This window comes from Chitinolyticbacter albus, assembly GCF_024437655.1.
GTDB classification, from domain to species: Bacteria; Pseudomonadota; Gammaproteobacteria; order Burkholderiales; family Chitinibacteraceae; genus Chitinolyticbacter; species Chitinolyticbacter albus.
Genome location: NZ_JANBVF010000043.1, coordinates 1 through 18,265, shown reverse-complemented (window position 1 = coordinate 18,265; position 18,265 = coordinate 1). Strand labels below are relative to the sequence as shown.

Annotated in this window: 16 protein-coding genes and 1 pseudogene; 4 read left to right on the top strand and 13 right to left on the bottom strand. The window is 62.7% G+C overall.

The features are described 5' to 3' along the window. Window positions 1–58: 58 nt before the first annotated feature. The 4 genes from NLI84_RS17170 to NLI84_RS17155 form a co-directional block, all read right to left on the bottom strand. Entirely contained in the window at window positions 59–2,062 is a 2,004-nt protein-coding gene (locus NLI84_RS17170; RefSeq protein WP_255992005.1) for a DUF2298 domain-containing protein, read from the bottom strand. Between the two features lie 5 nt (window positions 2,063–2,067). Continuing rightward, window positions 2,068–3,015, bottom strand: a complete 948-nt coding sequence (locus NLI84_RS17165) for a glycosyltransferase family 2 protein (protein ID WP_255992004.1) — start codon at window positions 3,013–3,015, stop codon at window positions 2,068–2,070. Continuing rightward, the gene (locus NLI84_RS17160; protein WP_255992002.1) at window positions 3,012–3,377 is read right to left on the bottom strand and encodes a GtrA family protein; all 366 of its coding nucleotides are present in this window, start codon (window positions 3,375–3,377) and stop codon (window positions 3,012–3,014) included. The genes NLI84_RS17165 and NLI84_RS17160 overlap by 4 nt, the downstream gene beginning before the upstream one ends. Window positions 3,378–3,470: 93 nt before the next feature. Continuing rightward, window positions 3,471–6,203 carry a chitinase C-terminal domain-containing protein gene (locus tag NLI84_RS17155; RefSeq protein WP_255992001.1) on the bottom strand — a complete coding sequence of 911 codons (2,733 nt, stop codon included), beginning with the start codon at window positions 6,201–6,203 and terminating at the stop codon, window positions 3,471–3,473. Between the two features lie 662 nt (window positions 6,204–6,865). Between NLI84_RS17155 and NLI84_RS17150 the strand changes: the two genes are divergently transcribed. Further along, the gene (locus NLI84_RS17150) at window positions 6,866–7,465 is read left to right on the top strand and encodes a 6-pyruvoyl trahydropterin synthase family protein (protein ID WP_255992000.1); all 600 of its coding nucleotides are present in this window, start codon (window positions 6,866–6,868) and stop codon (window positions 7,463–7,465) included. Window positions 7,466–7,468: 3 nt separating this feature from the next. Here the strand turns inward: NLI84_RS17150 and NLI84_RS17145 are convergent, their stop codons facing one another. The 5 genes from NLI84_RS17145 to NLI84_RS17125 all read right to left on the bottom strand — a co-directional run bounded on the left by NLI84_RS17145 (window position 7,469) and on the right by NLI84_RS17125 (window position 12,719). Next, window positions 7,469–8,566 carry a VanZ family protein gene (locus NLI84_RS17145; protein WP_255991999.1) on the bottom strand — a complete coding sequence of 366 codons (1,098 nt, stop codon included), beginning with the start codon at window positions 8,564–8,566 and terminating at the stop codon, window positions 7,469–7,471. Window positions 8,567–8,755: 189 nt separating this feature from the next. Then, on the bottom strand, window positions 8,756–9,814 hold the full coding sequence (locus NLI84_RS17140; protein WP_255991998.1) for a polyamine ABC transporter substrate-binding protein: 1,059 nt from the start codon (window positions 9,812–9,814) through the stop codon (window positions 8,756–8,758). Between the two features lie 106 nt (window positions 9,815–9,920). Further along, window positions 9,921–10,703 (bottom strand): ABC transporter permease, encoded by a 783-nt coding sequence (locus NLI84_RS17135; RefSeq protein WP_255991997.1) that lies wholly within the window; start codon window positions 10,701–10,703, stop codon window positions 9,921–9,923. After that, on the bottom strand, window positions 10,700–11,620 hold the full coding sequence (locus NLI84_RS17130; protein WP_255991996.1) for an ABC transporter permease: 921 nt from the start codon (window positions 11,618–11,620) through the stop codon (window positions 10,700–10,702). Before NLI84_RS17130 ends, NLI84_RS17135 begins: the two co-directional genes overlap by 4 nt. Window positions 11,621–11,630: 10 nt before the next feature. Continuing rightward, window positions 11,631–12,719 (bottom strand): ABC transporter ATP-binding protein, encoded by a 1,089-nt coding sequence (locus NLI84_RS17125; RefSeq protein ID WP_255991995.1) that lies wholly within the window; start codon window positions 12,717–12,719, stop codon window positions 11,631–11,633. A gap of 242 nt (window positions 12,720–12,961) precedes the next feature. On the opposite strand from NLI84_RS17125, the gene NLI84_RS17120 reads away from it, so the two are divergent. Together NLI84_RS17120 and NLI84_RS17115 are read left to right on the top strand one after the other, a co-directional pair. Beyond that, complete coding sequence (locus NLI84_RS17120) at window positions 12,962–14,284, top strand: deoxyguanosinetriphosphate triphosphohydrolase (protein WP_255991994.1); 1,323 nt, start codon at window positions 12,962–12,964, stop codon at window positions 14,282–14,284. A 64-nt stretch (window positions 14,285–14,348) separates the two neighbouring features. Next, the gene (locus NLI84_RS17115; protein WP_255991993.1) at window positions 14,349–14,669 is read left to right on the top strand and encodes a hypothetical protein; all 321 of its coding nucleotides are present in this window, start codon (window positions 14,349–14,351) and stop codon (window positions 14,667–14,669) included. Here NLI84_RS17115 and NLI84_RS17110 read toward each other — a convergent pair whose 3' ends face one another. From NLI84_RS17110 to rsmD, 3 genes are all read right to left on the bottom strand, one after another. Further along, window positions 14,670–15,710 carry a hypothetical protein gene (locus tag NLI84_RS17110; RefSeq protein ID WP_255991992.1) on the bottom strand — a complete coding sequence of 347 codons (1,041 nt, stop codon included), beginning with the start codon at window positions 15,708–15,710 and terminating at the stop codon, window positions 14,670–14,672. It lies immediately after the preceding gene. A gap of 34 nt (window positions 15,711–15,744) precedes the next feature. Continuing rightward, window positions 15,745–15,996 (bottom strand): YfhL family 4Fe-4S dicluster ferredoxin, encoded by a 252-nt coding sequence (locus tag NLI84_RS17105; RefSeq protein WP_255991991.1) that lies wholly within the window; start codon window positions 15,994–15,996, stop codon window positions 15,745–15,747. 99 nt (window positions 15,997–16,095) lie between these two features. Next, on the bottom strand, window positions 16,096–16,653 hold the full coding sequence (rsmD, locus tag NLI84_RS17100) for a 16S rRNA (guanine(966)-N(2))-methyltransferase RsmD (protein WP_255991990.1): 558 nt from the start codon (window positions 16,651–16,653) through the stop codon (window positions 16,096–16,098). Window positions 16,654–16,845: 192 nt separating this feature from the next. On the opposite strand from rsmD, the gene ftsY reads away from it, so the two are divergent. Next, window positions 16,846–17,898, top strand: a complete 1,053-nt coding sequence (ftsY, locus tag NLI84_RS17095; protein ID WP_255991989.1) for a signal recognition particle-docking protein FtsY — start codon at window positions 16,846–16,848, stop codon at window positions 17,896–17,898. Window positions 17,899–17,951: 53 nt separating this feature from the next. Here ftsY and NLI84_RS17090 read toward each other — a convergent pair. Then, window positions 17,952–18,265 (bottom strand): annotated as a pseudogene (locus tag NLI84_RS17090) (methyl-accepting chemotaxis protein); the annotation flags it as partial.

Sequence of the window (18,265 nt, the reverse complement as noted above, 5' to 3'; positions counted from 1 at the left end):
ATCAATGCTTGGAGGACACGCCGGGTTGACCGCCCCCGCCCGACGTGTGAGCCAGCTCTCACTGCACGGCAAAGATCAGCGTGTGGTCCTTCTCGTGGGCAAACACCAGCGGGAACACGCGGGCGATCAGCATTTCATTGACCTGGTACTCGCGGCTGTTGCGCACCGCGTCGTCGATCACGATGTAGCGGATGCCCGCCTGCTGCGCGAGGCCGCGCATTTCGTACGGATTGGGTGTGCCGTAAATGCGCTTCATGATCTGCACGCGCGTATCGGTGTCGTAGCCGGCGGACCAGGCGTAATACGGCCAGCCGTAGTAGATCGGCCTGCCGGCAAACTGCACCGGGTGCAGCGTGGCCCAGTCGGTAAGGAACACATCGCGAGGATTGCTGTGCTGCTGCACCCAGAGGGTGATCGGGTCGTCCATGCGGAACAGCACGTTGCCGTGGTTCATGTTGTACAGCGTGCGCAAATCGACGAAACCGGTGAGGGTAAGCAGCAGCGTGAACACGCCCGCGAGGATGCGCTGGGTGACGAGGCCACTGCGCCACAGGTTTACGATCAGCACGGCGACGACGATGTTGGCGAGCAGCGTCGCGATCATGATGAATTTGTGGTTGGCGTTGATATCGGTGGTCAGCGACACCGTCAGCGCAAACACGATGGGCGCGAAGAACGCGAGTGTCAGGCCGCGGGTATTGCGCCCGGCCGGCAGCGTGCCCAGCCAGCCGACGATGAACAGCGGCACGAAGAGGCCCATCAGCTCGATCACGAAGGACGTCACGCCCGCCAGGGTCTTGTGTTCGGCGAGAAAGCCGAAGAACAACGTGGGCGATACCGCCGAAGCGCCGGCGCCGATGAACCAGCGCGATTGCAGCGTGGCCAGCAGCACCGCCAGCACGGCGATGATCGCGTATTCCAGCCTGCCACGGCTGAACAGCGTCATCACCGCCAGGATCAAGAGCGCGGTGATCACCACCGCGCCGTTCCAGAAGCCGATCAGCCCCAGCAGCACGCCGAGCGCCACGGCGCGGCGCCAGTCCTGCGGCCACCAGCCGCCGAACGAGATCACGCTGCGCCACCAGTGAACCAGCCGCGCCTTCACACCGGTCTGCTCGCTGGCAGCCGCCTGGATCAGCGGCAGCAGCGCCATCAGGATCAGCAGCATGATGGCGATCGAGAACGCAAAGTGGCGCTGGTTGGCATAGACGTTCTGCGCCCACAGCCCCCAATGCTCGTTCTGCGTCTTGCCGATGTGCAGCGACACGTTCCACAGCGATTGCCACAGATCACCACCCAGGTGCTCCTGGGCGAAGGTGAAGAAGGCGAAGGACGAGCGGAAGATGAAGAAGAGCCCAGTCAGCACGCCCACGGCGCGTGAGCCGGTGATCGCCACCGCCAGTGCGTAGAGCAGCAAGAACACGGCCACCAGCGACAGGATGCTGGGCAGGTTGAACGCCCAGTCGATCGGCAGGCCGAGCTTTTCCAGCGTGGCGACGAGGAACTGGAACAGGAAGTGGTAGCGGATATTGCCTTCGGGGAAATGCGGGTACTGCGGCGGAAAATTGTCGCCCCACGAGAACGAGCGGATCACCGCCAGGTGCGGGCCGAAATCGGACCAGACGGTGTTGCCGATGAACAGCACGCCATCCTTGATCATCAGTGTGTGCCAGGCGATGAAGCTCGCCAGCAGCAGTGCCACCAGCAGATAGCCCCCTTCCAGGTCCAGCAACTTGCGCCACCAACGCGCCTGCGGCTTGAACGCCGCCGGGGTCTGCATGCCGTTGAACCACATCAGCATGGCGGTGGCGACAATCGCCAGACCCAGCACCGCCCACGGCTGCATGGCGCCGAGCCAGTTGCAGAACACGAAGGTGGTCCAGTTCATCAGCAGCGTGCCGATCAGCCACGCCGCCGGCCAGCGGATCACCCACAGCGGCAACGGAATGGCGGTGCCAAACAGGCTGCTGCGTTCGGGCACCTGCAACACCCAAGGCAGGACGCGTGGCAGCAGTTGCCAGCCCAGCGCGAACGCGACGATCAGATAAAGCAGACCCAGCACGATGGTTATTCCTGTGTAGAGATTGGCGGTGTGACGGCGGGCGAAACGCTGGTCTCACTGACGAGATAACGGGGCCGCCCCTTCACCTCGTCATAGATGCGCGCAAGATAGGTGCCGATGATGCCGAGGCTGAACATCAGCGCACTGCCGATGATGAGCTGTAGCAAAATCACCGTGGTGAAGCCATCGTCGGCATGGCCGGACAGCTTGGTGTACAGCGTCTGCACCGCCATACCCAGCGCGCCGATGAAAAAGAGCCCGCCCATCACCGTGACGATCTGCAGCGGGAGCGACGAGAACGCGCTGATCGCCGAGATAAACAGCCGGCCGAGCTTCACCGGCGACCACTTGGTCGTGCCCTGCACGCGGCTGGCGACGACGAAGGGCAGGCGATGGCGCTTGAAGCCGACCCAGGCCGACATGCCGCGAAAGAAGGTGTCGCGCTCCTTCATGCTGCGCCAGGCCTCGACCGCCTTGCGGTCCATCAGCTTGAAGTCAGACGCCCCCGAGAGATCGAAACCCGAGAGCTTGTGGAACAGGCGATAGAACACGCGCGCACCTAGCTTGTAGACACCCCCTTCCTGGCCGCGATGCGCCTTCACGCCCTCGACCACGTCCCAGCCCTCGCGCCACAGCGCGACCATCCGCGGGATCAGCTCGGGCGGGTGCTGCAGGTCCGAATCCATGACGAGGCAGGCCTGGCCATCGGCGTGCTCCAGCCCGGCACACAAGGCGGCCTCCTTGCCGAAGTTGCGCGACAGCCGGATCGCCTTGATGCCCGGCAGCGACTGCGACAAGCGCGTGAGCGCCGCCCAGCTGTCGTCGCGCGAGCCGTCGTCGACCAACACGAATTGCGCATCCAGGCCGTGCTGCAGCAGCAGCGCGTGCACGGTGGCCACGCTGCCCTCGATATGCGGCCCCTCGTTGTAGACGGGCATGACAATGGAAATCATCGATAGATCACCTTGCGATACAGCACGAAATTCCAGCTGACGATCATGACCATGACCGCGACCTTGCCCACCAGGGCCGGTACGGCGGCGAACTCGACCAGCGCATACAACACGACATTGCTGGCCAGCAGATTGAACAGCACCAGCAGCAGATACAGCAACGCCTGCCGGCCCAAGTGGCCGGACGAGCCGAAAGTCCAGCTGCGATTCACCAGGAAATTGACGACGAACACGGTGAGATAGGCCGTGCTGTTGGCCCATAGATAAGGCAGGCCCAGCCAGTACAGCAGCCAGTACAGCGCGTACTCCAGCGCGAACGATGCGCCGCCGACCAGCAGATAACGGATGAACTGCGACTGCACTGCATGCCCCCTGCGGCCGATGCGGAATCGGCTCTCCCTATAAAAAAACGGGCAAACCCGAAGGTTTGCCCGTCTGGATACTACAGACTGCGCTTATTGCAGGGTAGCAGCCGGCAGGTTCGGATATTCCTGCTTGATGCTGTACTGCTTGCCATTGACGGTAACGATGAAGTTCGTCGGCATGGCGACCGGCAGGTAGTAGTTCAGCGTGACATCGATCGATGCACCCGGAGCCAGCGACTGCCACGACGGCAGCGCGAACTCGGCGGTGTGGAAGTCACCCTTGAAGCCACCGATGTTGTTGCCAGTATGCTCGGAAGCGATGGTCTGCAGACCTGCGCCCGACTGGTCAGCCATGGTACCCGGGGCCGACACGCCATACTGGAACTGCACCTTGGTACCGCCAGGGATGGTCACGTTCGACTTGTTGGTGATCTTCAGGTACGGGTTGATCGGATAGTTCTGATCGCCCAGCTTGAAGTTGGTCAGGTCGAACTGGATGTCCACGGTCTCACCCGGCATCGCCTTCTTCGCACGCTTGTTGCCATACGGCGTAGCGGCGCGGAAGTTGGAGGCCAACAGGCGGGTCAGCGTCGAACCAGCCTGGTACTCGCCCTTGCTGGCGTTCCAGTCGTAGTCACCGGCCATTTCCCAGAACATCGCACCACCGACGCCATTGGTATTCACCCACTCGGCCTTCTTCTGGATCGATTGCTCGTCCTCGGTCGAGATGAAGACCTTCTTCTGGGCGTTCCACAGCCACGGGGCAACCAGGGTCGCGTCGTAGTTGCGGACGTAGGTGCCGACGAGGTCAGCAGCCGACAGGCCGTACTGGGCGAGGTAGCTACCCGCGATACCCTTTTCCAGGTTCTTGGCGTGCCACATCGGGTTGGAACCGGCGCCCATTTCCTTGCCGTTCTGATCCAGATCGTGCCAGATGTTGTCGATACCGACCGCACCCACACCACACTCGGTCAGGCCAGGACCGCAGTTGGCCGACTTCGGCGAAGTGCCCCACAGACCGTTGGTACCACCTTGCACATCCTTGTGGCCACGGGTGTAGAACGGCATACCGGCGTTGATGCGACCGGCCGGCAGCATGCCGCGGAAGTAGCGGAACGCCCAATCGGTGTTCAGGTAGCCGATGCCGCCGTATTGCGCAGCGCCGTATACCGACCACTTGGCCAGTTCAGCATCCTTGCCATCATCGAACAGGGCGGCGTTCGGGCCCACGAACTCGTTCCACGCGCCATGCAGGTCATACGACATGATGTTCACGTAGTCGAGGTACTTGGCGCTCTGGTAAGCCTCCATACCGCGCAGCAGGTAAGCGGACGACGGCGAGGCGATGGTCAGCATGTAGTACTTGCCATCGGCCTTCGACGCGTTGTCGAGCTTCAGACGCAGCACGCGCATCAGTTCGCGGTAGCTGGCTTGCAGACCCTTCAGACGCGGGCTGGAAACCGACCAGTCGAGCGGGTTGCCGGCCTTGTCCATGGTGGTCGGATATTCGTAGTCGATATCCACGCCGTCGAAGTTGTACTTGCGGATGAAGTCAACGGCCGAATCGGCGAAGGTGTTGATGCCGGCGGTGTTGACCGAACCATCGGCGTTGGTGGTCATGGTGTAGAAGCCACCCGATGCCACGCGATCACCGTTGTCCGCGAAGTAGCCACCGGTTTCCGCCCAGCCGCCGACCGAGATCAGGGTGCGCAGGTTCGGGTACTGCTTCTTGTACTTGTTCAGCAGGTTGAAGTGGCCCTTGTACGGCAGGGTCGGATCCATTTCGGCACCCGCGACGCCCGGCCATTCCATGTTGGTGGCGGCATTGCCGGCGGCGGTCGGATTGCCGATCGACACCTTGTTGCTGCCATCGACGTGCGCAAACGCGTAGTTGATATGCGAAATGTCGGCCCACGGGATATCCGAAGCGATATAACGCGACAGGCCGTTGGTACCGGTACGCCACGAGGTGAAGTAGCCGATGATGCGGCGCTTCAGACCGTTGGCGAGCTTCTCGCGACCTTCGCCGTCGTACACGGTGCAGTACGGCACGCCCGAGACTTCGGAGACGAGGCCATCCGGACGGCAGTCCTGGCCCGGGATCGGGGTCGGCGTTGGGGTAACCGGCGTCGGCGTCACGGTCGGGGTGACCGGGGTCGGGCTCGGTGTAACCGGAGTCGGTGTCACTGGCGTCGGGGTATTCGTGACGCGAGTCGGGGTCGGCGTTACCGGTGTCGGGGTGTTGGTCACCGGCGTCGGAGTATTCGTTACCGGAGTCGGCGTATTGGTCACCGGCGTCGGGGTATTCGTCACCGGGGTCGGGCCGCCGGTGGTGACCTTGCGCCACACGCCCCAATCACCGGATTGAGTCGGGTTGTCGCCCTGCGTCCACCACTGGGCCTGGTATACCGAGCCTTGGTAGATCACGCGCTGACCGCCGGTGTAGACGGCGCTGGCGCTCCACTCGGGGTATTGGCCCACGACCGGCGTCGGCGTAGCCGCGACCGGGGTGGGGGTGGCAATGACCGGGGTGGGGGTAGCCACAACCGGAGTCGGGGTCGCCGCGACCGGGGTCGGCGTCGGAGTGGCGGTGCCGGTCGAAACGCCCAGATCCTTCCACAGCGTCGGGGTGGCGGCGGGGTTCCAGTTCGCGCCGACGTAGGCGGTATGGGTTACCAGCGATTGATAGTCGTGGCCGTTGTAGCTGACCTGGGTGCCAGCGGCATACGTGCTGCCCTCCTGCCAGGCCGGGAACGCTGCGTACGCATACGAAGCGATCAGGGCGGCAGGGAGCAGCGCGAGCGACAGTCGAGTAGTCGACATAGTCAGGGGTCTCCATCCTGTTGAAATTGGCATTATCGGCACCGCCAAAATAAGCCTGGTCAGCACCCGAAGGCGTCATCTTTTAGTAAGAAAACGGCTGAATCACCCTCGCACCCCAAGTTCGGTCTGGCAAATCCCGGGGCGATGCCTCCGATTACCGGGTAGCCGCCCCCCCTTGTCAACACCCTCCAGTAAGCGCGCCTAGTGGTCTTACCTTCCGCGCACCACAAAGACCACTCATGCACTACAGGAAACACCTTAAGGGTCATTTTTGCAGTGCAGCAAACAATATATAACTAACTGTTTTTTAAAATTATTTAATATTAAAACTAATATTGCCACACATCATTAGTCGAGCCTGATGTAGCTTTTTAGTGCATTCGTGTGTAGTCATCTGCTAATTTTCTGCCACTTATCTACGACAATCGGATAGTCACAGCGTCTATCCGAGGAAGCCTTCACCAACGTCACCGTTCAATTTAATTTCAAAATTCTTTCATATAAATATCATGTAAGTAATTTATTATGTTTGAACTTGATACTGCCGGTGACCGCACGTTTGCGTGCAACTGGTATTAACAGGCTGCCGAATTGCCGTCATTGCCAGCTTGAAGCGTCGCCGGGGTTCTGTTAAAACCCGAGCGATCCACTCGGGAATTGCCATGCTGATCCGCAAGCTCTACAAGTTCGAAAACGCGCACATCGTGCGCAACTGTTCCAGCGATCGCTGCCGCCGCTCCATCCACGGCCACAGCTACAGGGTCGAGGTGCTGCTGGAAGCCCATGCGCTCGATCATGGGCAGATGGTTTACGACTTCGGCCTGATGAAGGGAACGATCAAGGATGCGATCGATGCGTTCGACCATGCGATCTGCTATTGGGACAAGGACGATGCCGAGTACATCCGGCTGTGCCAGCAATACTCGGCGCGCTGGATCGCGTTGCCGGTGTCGCCCTCGGCCGAGCAGTTCGCGCGGCTGTTCTTCGTGGTGATCGACGCACTGCTTTCGCAGACCGATATGCAGAACGGTGAGAGCAACGACGTGCGACTGCATTCGGTCATTGCCCACGAAACCGATACCGGCTACGCCCAGGCCTTTCGCGACGACGCCTATAACCCGCGCATGGGACCGATTGCGCTTGCCGACATCGTATTCTCGGAGCAGGTGAAGGCAGAGTGGGCGGACCCGGCGATGATGGACAAGCTGATCGCCGGCCAGCGCTTCATCAATCCGGCCGTCGAGCGCCAGATCGACGCCTGAGCCTCAGTCCTCGGCGTGGCGCACCACCAGCGCCAGCATCAGCGCGATGGCGCCATACGGCCAGATGTCCCCCACCATCGCCGCCATGCCGCTGAAATGCTGCAAGTGGCCGTAGCGCCAGCGAAACATTTCCAGCGACGCCGACAACTGCGGCGCCAGCGGCCACAACCAGGCGACGATCAGGACTGCGATCAGCGCCCACGCGCCAAACAGTGCCCGTAGCCGCCGCCGCAGGTGCGCGCATAGCGCCAGCAACAACCAGGCGAGGCCGGCGCCGATCACCACATTGAGGTTGATCCAGGCAAAGAACTGGTCCGGCTTGAGCAACATGCCGGCAAATACCAGCTTGAGCACAATGCCAGCGACCAGGGTCACCACCATCACCCGCGGCACATGGCGCTGGTGGCGCACCAGCACCGAGACGAACATCCCCAGCCCGAACACGTGCAGCAGCACACCGCAGCCCTCGAGCAGATCGAGGAACAGCCGCGCGTTGGCGATCGGCGAGATAAAGGGCTGCGGCAGCGCGACCGGTTCGACCACTACGCCAAACAGCGGCACCGATGGATCGCATTGCGAGATGAACCACAGCCCCAGCCAAACGAGACCCCATTCGCCGCGCCGGCCAACGACCAGGTAGCTGTGACGGAACACCAGCCAGCGTCGCTGCCAGCGCCGGCTCGCGACGAATTGCGCCAGCACGACGCCAATGAGCGCGCCCGTGCCGTTGGCCAGGATATCCATGTTCGACGCCACCCGATCGGGCAGGAACTGCTGGACGAATTCGACCAGCGCCGACAGCGCGATACCGCCCAGCACGCCGAGCAGCAGCGACAGCAGACGCCGGCGCAACAAGAGTGCGATGCCCAATCCCACCGGCACGTAGGCCAGCACATTGGCAAAGTTATCGAAGAAGGTGATGTAGTACGGCAGCGGGTAGCTGTAGAAGGCCAGCACCGGCTCGCCGTTGTAATGCCAACCGGTGAACGGGTAGAAGCTTAGCACCAGCACCACCAGCAGGTAGCAGGCGAGGAAATAGCGGGCGATGCGCGTCTGTGGGGCCTCGCGGGCCAGATAGCTGACTGGTGGAAAGCTGCGCATACGGTACGGGATCGTACAAGCCCAAAGGCGCGCGAACGGGTGCGGTTCTGGGGTCGGGTCGCGCGGCTGTCCCAACCTTGCCGGGTCCACGCCGTAAGCCCGGCGCGAGCCCGAGTGTACGTGAAAAAGCCGGGCACGCGCCCGGCTTTTTCAACGCAGTCGCGGCGTGCATACCGCGCTGCACAGGCTTTACTTGGCGGTCTTCACCTCGGTCCAGAGGCGGTTCAGATCACGCAGTTGCTTGCCCTGCAGGTCCTTCAGCTGCTGCAGGCCCTTCATCGAATTGGCATCCGGGAACACTGCGCTGATCTTCTTGATCTCCGGCTGCACGAACTGGGCAGCCGCCGCGTTCGGATTACCCGAACCGATCATGTTGGTGAGCTCGGATGAGTTCTTGCCATCGAGCATGAAGTTGATGAAGCGATGCGCCAGATCCGGGCGCGGTGCGTTCTTCAGTACCACCATGCTGTCGAGCGACAGCGTATTGCCTTGCTTCTGCAGACCGTAGCCGATGCCGAACGGGCGCTTGGCGGCCTTGGTATCCTGGTTGGCCTGGAACATGTCGTTGGAGTAGCCATGCGCCACCCAGATATTGCCGACGGTGAGTTCCTTGATGTAGCTCTGCGTATTGAACGCGGCCCAGTAGGGCTTGGCGGCCTTGATGGTCTCGGCGGCCTTCTTCCATTCGGCCGGATTGGTCGAGTTGGCCGAGTAGCCGTTGTACATCAGCGCGGCGGCGAACAGCTCGCGGCTGTCGTCGAGCACGGTGACCTTGCCCTTGATCTTGGCCAGCACCTTGGGGTCGAAGATCACGGCCCAGCTGGTCGCATCGATCCCCAGCTCCTTGATCTTCTTGTCGTTGTAGCCGACAAGCGTCGTCGTGAACGAGTACGGCGCGGAGTAGATGTTGCCCTTGTCGAACTCGGTGTTCAGGAACGCGGCGTTCACGTTCTTCAGGTTAGGCACCTTGGCCTTATCGAGCGGCTGGGTCAGGTTCTGCTTCACCAGCGGCGGAATCGCGAAACCGGTCGGCACCACGATGTCGTAACCCTTGGCACCGGCCGCTAGCTTGGCCAGCATTTCTTCCATCGCGCCGTAGTAATCCTGCACCACGCGGCATTTGCACTCCTTCTCGAAGCGCTTCACCGTTTCTGGCGCGATGTAGTTGTTCCAGTTGTATACATGTAACACATCTTCGGCTTGCGCCATGCCGGCCAGCAGCGAGAGCGCCAGAAGCAGCTTTTTCATGTCGGTGATATCCCTCGGATTAACAAAGAAAAATCATAAGAAAAGGCGGATCGCTCCGCAATCCGCCCGATTATGCCACGATTGTATACAACGCAATTTCGTCCACTCAATCGCCGGCGCGCAACGCGCTGGGCGCCACCTTGGAAACAACCAGGATGAGCGAGAGCGTGAGCAGCATCAACAGCGTCGACACCGCGTTCACCTCCGGATTGAGCTTCATCGGCACCTTCACCCGAGAATAGATTTCCAGCGGCAGCGTGTTGGAGCCGACACCCGCAGTGAAGAACGAGATCACGAAGTCGTCGATCGACAGCGTGAACGCCATCAGCGCGCCGGCGATGATGCCGGGCATGATCAGCGGCAAGGTGATCGCACGGAATGCGGTGATCGGGCTTGCGCCCAGGTCACGTGCCGCCTCGACCAGCGATTCGTCCATGCCTTGCAGGCGCGAGCGCACCACAATGGCGACAAAGCCGATGCAGAACGCGATATGTGACAGCGTGATCGACACGAGGCCCAGCGTCATGTTCAGCATGACGAAGAAGATCAGCAACGCCACGCCCATCAGGATCTCAGGAATCGCGATCGGCGTGAGCACCAGCGCCGGCAACAGCCGCAAGCGCCACTTGTACATGGCAAAGCCTGCCAGCGTGCCGAGCACGGTGGCAACGATGCAGGTGATGAAGCCGATGATCAGCGTATGCATCGCCGCCTCGATCATCACCTCGTCCTGGAGCAGCATTTCATACCACTTGAAAGTGAAGCCCACCCATTCCGCGTTCAGGTTGGAATCGTTGAACGAGAACAGCACCACGATGATCAGCGGAAGGTAGAGAAAGGCGTAGACCAACGCCGCACACGCCCAGACCCAGTTCGAGACTTTCTTCATTTCTTCGCCTTCCCCCGGCTGCCCGCCCACGCCGCGATCGCGGCCATCAGCAACACCGACAAGGTCAGCATGATCGACAGCACCGAGCCAAACGGCCAGTCGCGGCTATCGAGGAACTGCTGCTTGATCAGGTTGCCGATCATCATGCTGTTGGTTCCGCCCAAGAGATCGGGGATGGCGAACATGCCAAGCGCCGGAATGAACACCAGCGCGGTGCCAGCCCATACGCCGGGCAGGGACAGCGGCCAGGTCACCTTCCAGAAGCGCTGCCAGGCGTTGGCACCCAGATCCTGCGCCGCATCCAACAGGGCCATGTCGTGCTTTTCCAGGTTGGCGTAGAGCGGCAGCACCATGAACGGCAGGTGCACGTAGACAAGGCCGATGATGACGGCGAACTGCGAGAACAGCAGCGACACCGGCTCGATGCCGAATACCGCCAGCACGCGGTTGAGCACCTGGCTGAAATAACTCTGCGGCCCGAGGATGATCATCCAGGCGTAGACGCGGATCAGGAAGTTGGACCAGAACGGCAGGATCACCATCAGCACCAGCAGATCGCGCGTCTTCTTGGAGCTGCGCGCGATCAGCCATGCCAGCGGATAGGCCAGCACGATACAGACCCCCGTGGTGATGCCGGCATACCAGAACGACTTGAGGAAGAGCTCGATATAGATCGGCTCTTCGAAGAAGCGCTGGAAGTTCTCCCAGGTGAGGAAATCGGCGTAGTTGCCGAAGTTGATCAGCACCTCGCGCGCGCCGGTTTCCGGATTCACCTCGACCAGCGGCAATAGGCCGCCATAGTCGCCGGGGAAGCGAAAGGCAGCGAATGCCATGATCGCCGACGGGATGGCAAAGAACAGCAGCAGGTAGAGCAGCGGCGGGCCGGAAATCAGCCACTTGGCCAGACGGTTGTTCATGACCGCATCCTCATGCCAGCACGAAATGGCCGGCGTCGTAGCGCCAGGCCAGCTCGACCAGATCGTCGTCGTCGAAGAACTTGGCCTTGCCCGAGGCCGAGTTGGGCAGCATGGTCTCGACCAGCATGCCGTTATCGAGCTCGACCATGTAGATGGTCACATCCCCGAGGTACAGGCAATCGTGCACCTTGCCCTTGAAGTGCACTTCGTTGGCATCGTCAGCCGGCAGCGCCGCGCCCAGCTTGATTTTCTCCGGGCGCAGCGTCAGCGTGCCCTTGCCGCCGATCTGGGCGCCCGCCACCGGCAACGCCTCGGCGACGCCGACGCCGGCGATCTCGACCTTCATGCGCTCGCTGCCGATCTCGACGATGGTCGCATCGAGCAGGTTGCACTGGCCGATGAAATCGGCGACGAAGCGGCTCTTGGGATAGCTGTAGATGGTCTCGGGCGCATCGAGCTGCTCGACCTGGCCGGAGTTCATCACCGCGATGCGGTGCGACAGCGCCAGCGCTTCGCCCTGATCGTGCGTCACATAGACGAAGGTGATGCCCACTTCCTTTTGCAGATTGATCAGCTCGATCTGCATCTGTTCACGCAGCTTGGCGTCGAGCGCCGACAGCGGCTCGTCCAGCAGCAAGAGGCGCGGCCGGTTCACCAGCGCCCGGGCGATCGCCACGCGCTGGCGCTGGCCGCCGGAGAGCTCGTGCGGGTAGCGGCGCGCGAACTGCTGCAGCCGCACGTCCTCCAGCACCTTGTTGACGCGCTTGGGGATTTCGGCGGCGGCGACGCCGGCCATCTTCAGCGGGAAGGCGATGTTCTGCGCCACCGTCATGTGCGGGAACAGCGCGTAGCTCTGGAACACCGTGTGCACCGGGCGCTTTTCCGGCGGCACGCCGGCCATGTTCTTGCCATCGAGCAGGATTTCGCCCGAATCGGGCTGCTCGAAACCGGCCAGCATGCGCAGCAGTGTGGTCTTGCCGCAGCCCGAGGGGCCGAGCAGCGTGAAAAATTCGCCGGCCTCGACCGACAGGCTGACATGATTGACGGCGGTGAAATCGCCGAAGGTTTTAACGACGTCGCGAATTTCCAGCAGCGCCATGGTGTCTCCCCGCGCCACCCCGGTTTCGCGGGTTGGTCGCGCTACGTGTTGAGCCGGGGCTGCGCCCCGAAAAATGCGCGCTATTCTAGCCAAATCCCGCCCCCCGCAACAGGCGTTTCTTCAATCGCGCCAAGGGATTGGCGAACACGATGCAGCGGCGCGCACGCACCAGGCCGGTGCGTCAATTGGCGATCTGGTCAATCCGGTATCATGGACCCATTCCAAACCGGAAGACCGACATCATGATGGACTGGACACGGCTTCTGGCCGCCGACCGACTGGGGGCGCCGCGCGTAGCCGATACCCGCGACGAAGCCGGGCGCAGCAACTACCACAAGGATCACGACCGGGTCGTGTTCTGCTCGCCGTTCCGGCGCATGGGCCGCAAGACCCAGGTGCACCCGATGACGGAGAACGATCATGTCCACACCCGGCTGACGCACAGCATCGAGGTGGCCTGCGTCGGCCGCAGCCTCGGCGTGCTGGTGGGGCAGAAACTGGCCGACCGGCTGCCAGCTCACGTCACACCCTATGACGTTGGCGCCATCGTGCAGGCGGCGTGCCTCGCACACGACATCGGCAACCCGCCGTTTGGCCATGCCGGCGAGTACGCGATCCGCGACTGGTTTCGCCGGCCTGAGCATGCCTTCCTGATGCAGCACCTCAGCAACGAGGAGCGGCGTGACCTGATCACCTACGAGGGCAACGCGCAGGGCTTTCGCATCATCACCCAACTGGAAAACCACCGTTTCGAAGGCGGCCTGCGACTGACCTACGCCACCTTGGGTACCACGCTGAAATACCCGTGGACCAGCGAGCACGCCGGCACCAAGGGCAAATTCAGCTGTTATCAGTCCGAACAGCAGCTGCTGGCCGAGGTGGCGCAAGAGCTCGGCCTGCCGATATTGGAAACCGGCCGCTGGGCGCGGCATCCGCTCTCCTACCTGATGGAAGCGGCGGACGATATCTGCTACGCCATTCTCGATCTGGAGGATGGCATCGAGATCGGAATGCTGCCGTTCGAAGTGGTCGAGCCGGTGCTGATGAAGATGTGTGGCGGCGAGCATGAACTGCTGGCGCTGGAAATCGCCGCTGCGCCGTCGGTGCGGCGCAAGATCTCGCTATTGCGCGGCAAGGCGATCGACCGCTGCGTGCGCGACGTGGCGCAGGCCTTCCTCACCCAGTACCCGCGTTTGATGGCCGGCAGCTACCAGGGCGATCTGCTGAACGACTGCCCGGAGAGCATGCGCCACGGCATCCATGAGGCCAAGCAGCTGGCACGTGACCGTATCTTCAACGAACGGCGCAAAATCGAGATCGAGGTCGGCTCGTTCACCTGCCTCGACATCCTGCTCGACGCCTTCTGCAATGCGGCCTACCAGCTCAAGGTGGCCGACGAGATGCCGTTCCGCATGAAACGCGTGCTCGACCTGATGGAATACAATGCCCCGCGCCGCGAGTGGCCGCTGTACGAGAGTTACCGTCGCGTGCTCGACTTCATCGGCGGCATGACCGACAACTACGCCACCTACCTCGCCCAACAGGTGGGCGGCATGGGGCGCTGAACGGCTTGAACCCGCTCACCCGGCGTGGTCTGACCGTCTGCACCCACTCTTTGGAAGTCATCCTTTGAAATTGTTCGTTCTTCTCGCCGCCAGCAGCCTGATCACGGGTTGCGGCACTGTTTCCACCGTCGCGGCAGTCGGCGCGGCCACCGTCAGCGTTGCGGCGACGGCCGTCAATGTCACCACCACCGCCGCCGGCGTGGCCTGGGATGTGGGCAAAGCCACGGTCTCGGGCACGACCACGGTGGCCGGCTGGGCCGTTGATGCCGCCAAGAGCGGCGCGGCTGCCGAGACCTCCGCACCGCAAGGTCAGCCGGCCCCGGTCGCGCAGGCGGCCGAGGCGCCACGCGGCTCCGACATCACGGTCGAACCGTATCGCGAGTGATCAGGGCTGCAGCCGCTTTTCCACGCTGCGCATCCGCTCCGCCAGCGCCTTGCGCCGCACCTCGTCCACCTGCGGCTGCGCCCCGAAGCTGGCCAATTGCTCGGCGAGGGCGAAATGCTGTTGCCAGTGGCCAAATTCGCGATCGGTGCGGCCCAGCGCGGCATTCACCCGGGCCAGCGCGCCGTGCACCTGCATGCGCAGATAGAGACTGGGCGCGTCGCCCACGCTGTTGAGGTAGTACTGGGCCGCGTGCAACTGCCCCAGGTCGAGGCAGGTTTCGCCCAGTTCGATCAGGTTGACCGTGGTGCCCCACAGATTGCTGCGGCTGGCATTGAGCGCAAGGCCGCGCTCCAGTTGCCGCATCGCCGCCGCCAGCTGCCCCTGGCGCCGCAGCACGTGGCCCCGGTAGTAATAGAGCTCATGCTCGTACTGGCAATAGCCGAGCTCCGGCAACATGGCCTCCGCTGCGGCCAGCTCTTCGAGCGCCTGCGCGTAATCGCTGCGATGGCAGGCGTCGGCCGCCAGGTTGATATAGAGGCCGAACGCGACTTCGCCGTCGCCGACCGCGGGCAGCAGCGCCCGCGCCTTTTCCAGCAAGGCGCGCTTGGTCGGCACATCGCCATACATGAAGAACACCTTGGACAGCCCCACGTAGCCGCGCAGCACCGCCAGCATGGCATCGTGCTCGTAGCCACGCTCCATGCTGCTGAGCCAGGCATCGATCGCCGCCTCATAGTCCTCGAGGTCATAGGCGATGCCAGCGGCCAGATCGAGCGTATCGAACCAGAGTGGCCACAAGCCGTGCTCGTAGGCCAGGTGCAGCGCCTGGCGCACCACCTCGGCCGCCTTGGGCATGTCGTTGAGTGCGCTGTGGGCAGCGGCCTGGGCATAGAGCGCGCGAGCAAGGCCGGCGTGGTACTCGATGGAATCGGCCAGCATCTCCGCTTGGCCCGCCAGTTGCAGTGCCTGCCCTGGCGACACGTTGGCCATGGTGCCGGCCACCGTCAGCGTCTGGTCGATTTCGGAGCGAAGATCGTGCACACGCGGCGGCCGGGTCATCATGGGCGGGCTCTGCTCAGGCCTGGGCGGAAATGACGTAATACTTCTGCATCAGCGCTTCCTTGCTCTCCTTGCGATCCGGATCAAGCGGGATGCAATCGACCGGACAGACCTGCTGGCATTGCGGTTCGTCGAAGTGGCCGACACACTCGGTACAGAGGCTAGGATCGATCACATAGATTTCCGGGCCCTGCGAGATCGCATGGTTGGGGCACTCGGGTTCGCAGACGTCGCAATTGATGCATTCGTCGGTGATCATCAAAGACATGGATTACTTCCTTGGTAGCGCAGATAAAAAGGCGAACAAAAACAGCGGACTAGCCGGAATCGCGATTGTCCCATGTTCCGACCGGGCAAACAACGCCGGTCAGGTGGGTGCAACCAGGTGCCGCAGCAGGCCGTAGTGGACAAGGCCCGCCTTTCCTTCACGTATCCGTTCCCAGCCCGCGAGTTCGGGCCATGCCGCGGTCTCGCAATACACCAGTGCCCCTTGGGCGAGATGCGCTGGCAATACTGCCAGTACCTTGCCCAGCAGGTCGGAAGCGAACGGCGGATCGAGCAGCACCACGTCGAATGTGTCTTGCGAGCGCGCGAGCCAGGCCAGCGCGTCGGCGTGCACCAGCTCGATCTGCTTCGCGCCCAGCACCTGTTTGTTGGCAACGAGGGCCGCATGTACCGGCTTGGCCTTCTCGACCATCACCACGCGCTGCGCATTGCGGCTGGCGGCCTCGAAGCCCAACGCACCACTGCCCGCGAACAGATCGAGGCAGCGCTTGCCGGTGAGATCCTGTCCCAGCCAGTTGAACAGCGTCTCGCGCACCCGATCCGGGGTCGGGCGCAGCCCTTCGCTATCGGGAAACCGTAGAACCCGGCGGCGATATTCACCACCGACGATGCGTAGCTGATTGCGCGCGTTCTGGCTCACGATGCAGCCCCCTTTTCAGCGGATTGCTCAGCGTTGTGATCGGCAGCGGGCAGCGCGATGTCCGCGATATGGGGCTCGATGGGTGAATACATTGCGGCTTGGGTGGGCGTGCTGGGCAACAAAAGTTAGAATTCTAGCAATTTGCTCGCACAGGCCGGCCAACTTCGGCACCGGCGGGGCTTCAAGCGCAACATGTTCAGTTTCTTCAAATCCAAATCCACCCCACCGCCCGTCGAGCCCGCTTCCGAGCAGGCCGCGTTACCCGTAGCCCAGGTCACGGCAACAGAACCCGCCCAGGTCAGCGCGTCAGCGCCGGCCCAGCCGCAGGACAAGCCCAGGGCGTCGTGGGCGGATCGCCTGAAGGCGGGCCTGGCCAAGACCCGCAACGCGCTAGGCAAGAACCTCGCCAGCCTGTTCGGCGGCGGCCAGATCGACGAGGAGCTGTACGAGGAGCTCGAAACGGTATTGATCACCGCCGACATGGGGGTCGACGCCACCCACCATCTGCTGAAGGACGTGCGCGACCGCGTATCACTCAAGGGCCTGAAGGATGCGACCGAACTCAAGGGCGCACTCAAGGAATCGCTCACCGGCCTGATCGGCCCGCTCGAAGCCCCGCTCGACATCAAAGGCCACAAGCCCTTCATCCTGATGGTCGCCGGCGTGAACGGTGCCGGCAAGACCACCAGCATCGGCAAGCTCGCCAAGTACTTCCAGTCTCAAGGCAAATCGGTGCTGCTGGCTGCCGGCGATACTTTCCGCGCGGCGGCGCGTGAACAGCTGGTGGTCTGGGGCGAACGCAACGGCGTGCAGGTGATCGCGCAGGAATCGGGCGATGCCGCCGCCGTCGCGTTCGATGCGGTGAACGCCGCCAAGGCACGCGGCATCGACGTGATCATCGTCGACACGGCCGGGCGCCTGCCGACCCAGCTGCACCTGATGGAAGAGATCAAGAAGGTGAAGCGCGTGGTGCAAAAGGCCGACGAGACCGGCCCGCACGAAGTGTTGCTGGTGCTGGACGCCAACAACGGCCAGAACGCACTGAACCAGGTGAAGGCCTTTGACGATGCGCTGGGGCTGACCGGGCTCGTGCTGACCAAGCTCGATGGCACGGCCAAGGGTGGTGTGATCGCCGCCATCGCCAAGCAGCGGCCGGTTCCCGTCCGTTTCATCGGCGTGGGTGAAGGCATCGACGATTTGCGGCCGTTCACCGCCACCGATTACGTCGACGCGCTGTTCGACTAAGCCTCAGATGCACCAAGCCGGCCATCAGGCCGGCTTTGTGTTGGGTGCTCGGTTCAGAACCGGGTAAACGATCCTTCGTCGACCAGCTCATCGTCGGCATGCCGCCGCCGCTGCACCGGGCCTGTCGCCCGGGCCTTACTCGCCGGCGCGCCGCGCCCCACCGCACTGCCGGCAATACGGAAGAAGCCGATCATTTCCTGCAGCTGGATCGCCTGGGCGCTCATCTCTTCGGCCGTCGAGCTCAGCTCTTCCGACGCCGACGCGTTCATCTGCGTGGTCTGCGCCAGCTGGCTCACCGCGGTGTTGATCTGCTCGAGCCCGGTGGTCTGCTCGCGGCTGGCGGCCGTGATCTCCTGCACCAGATCGG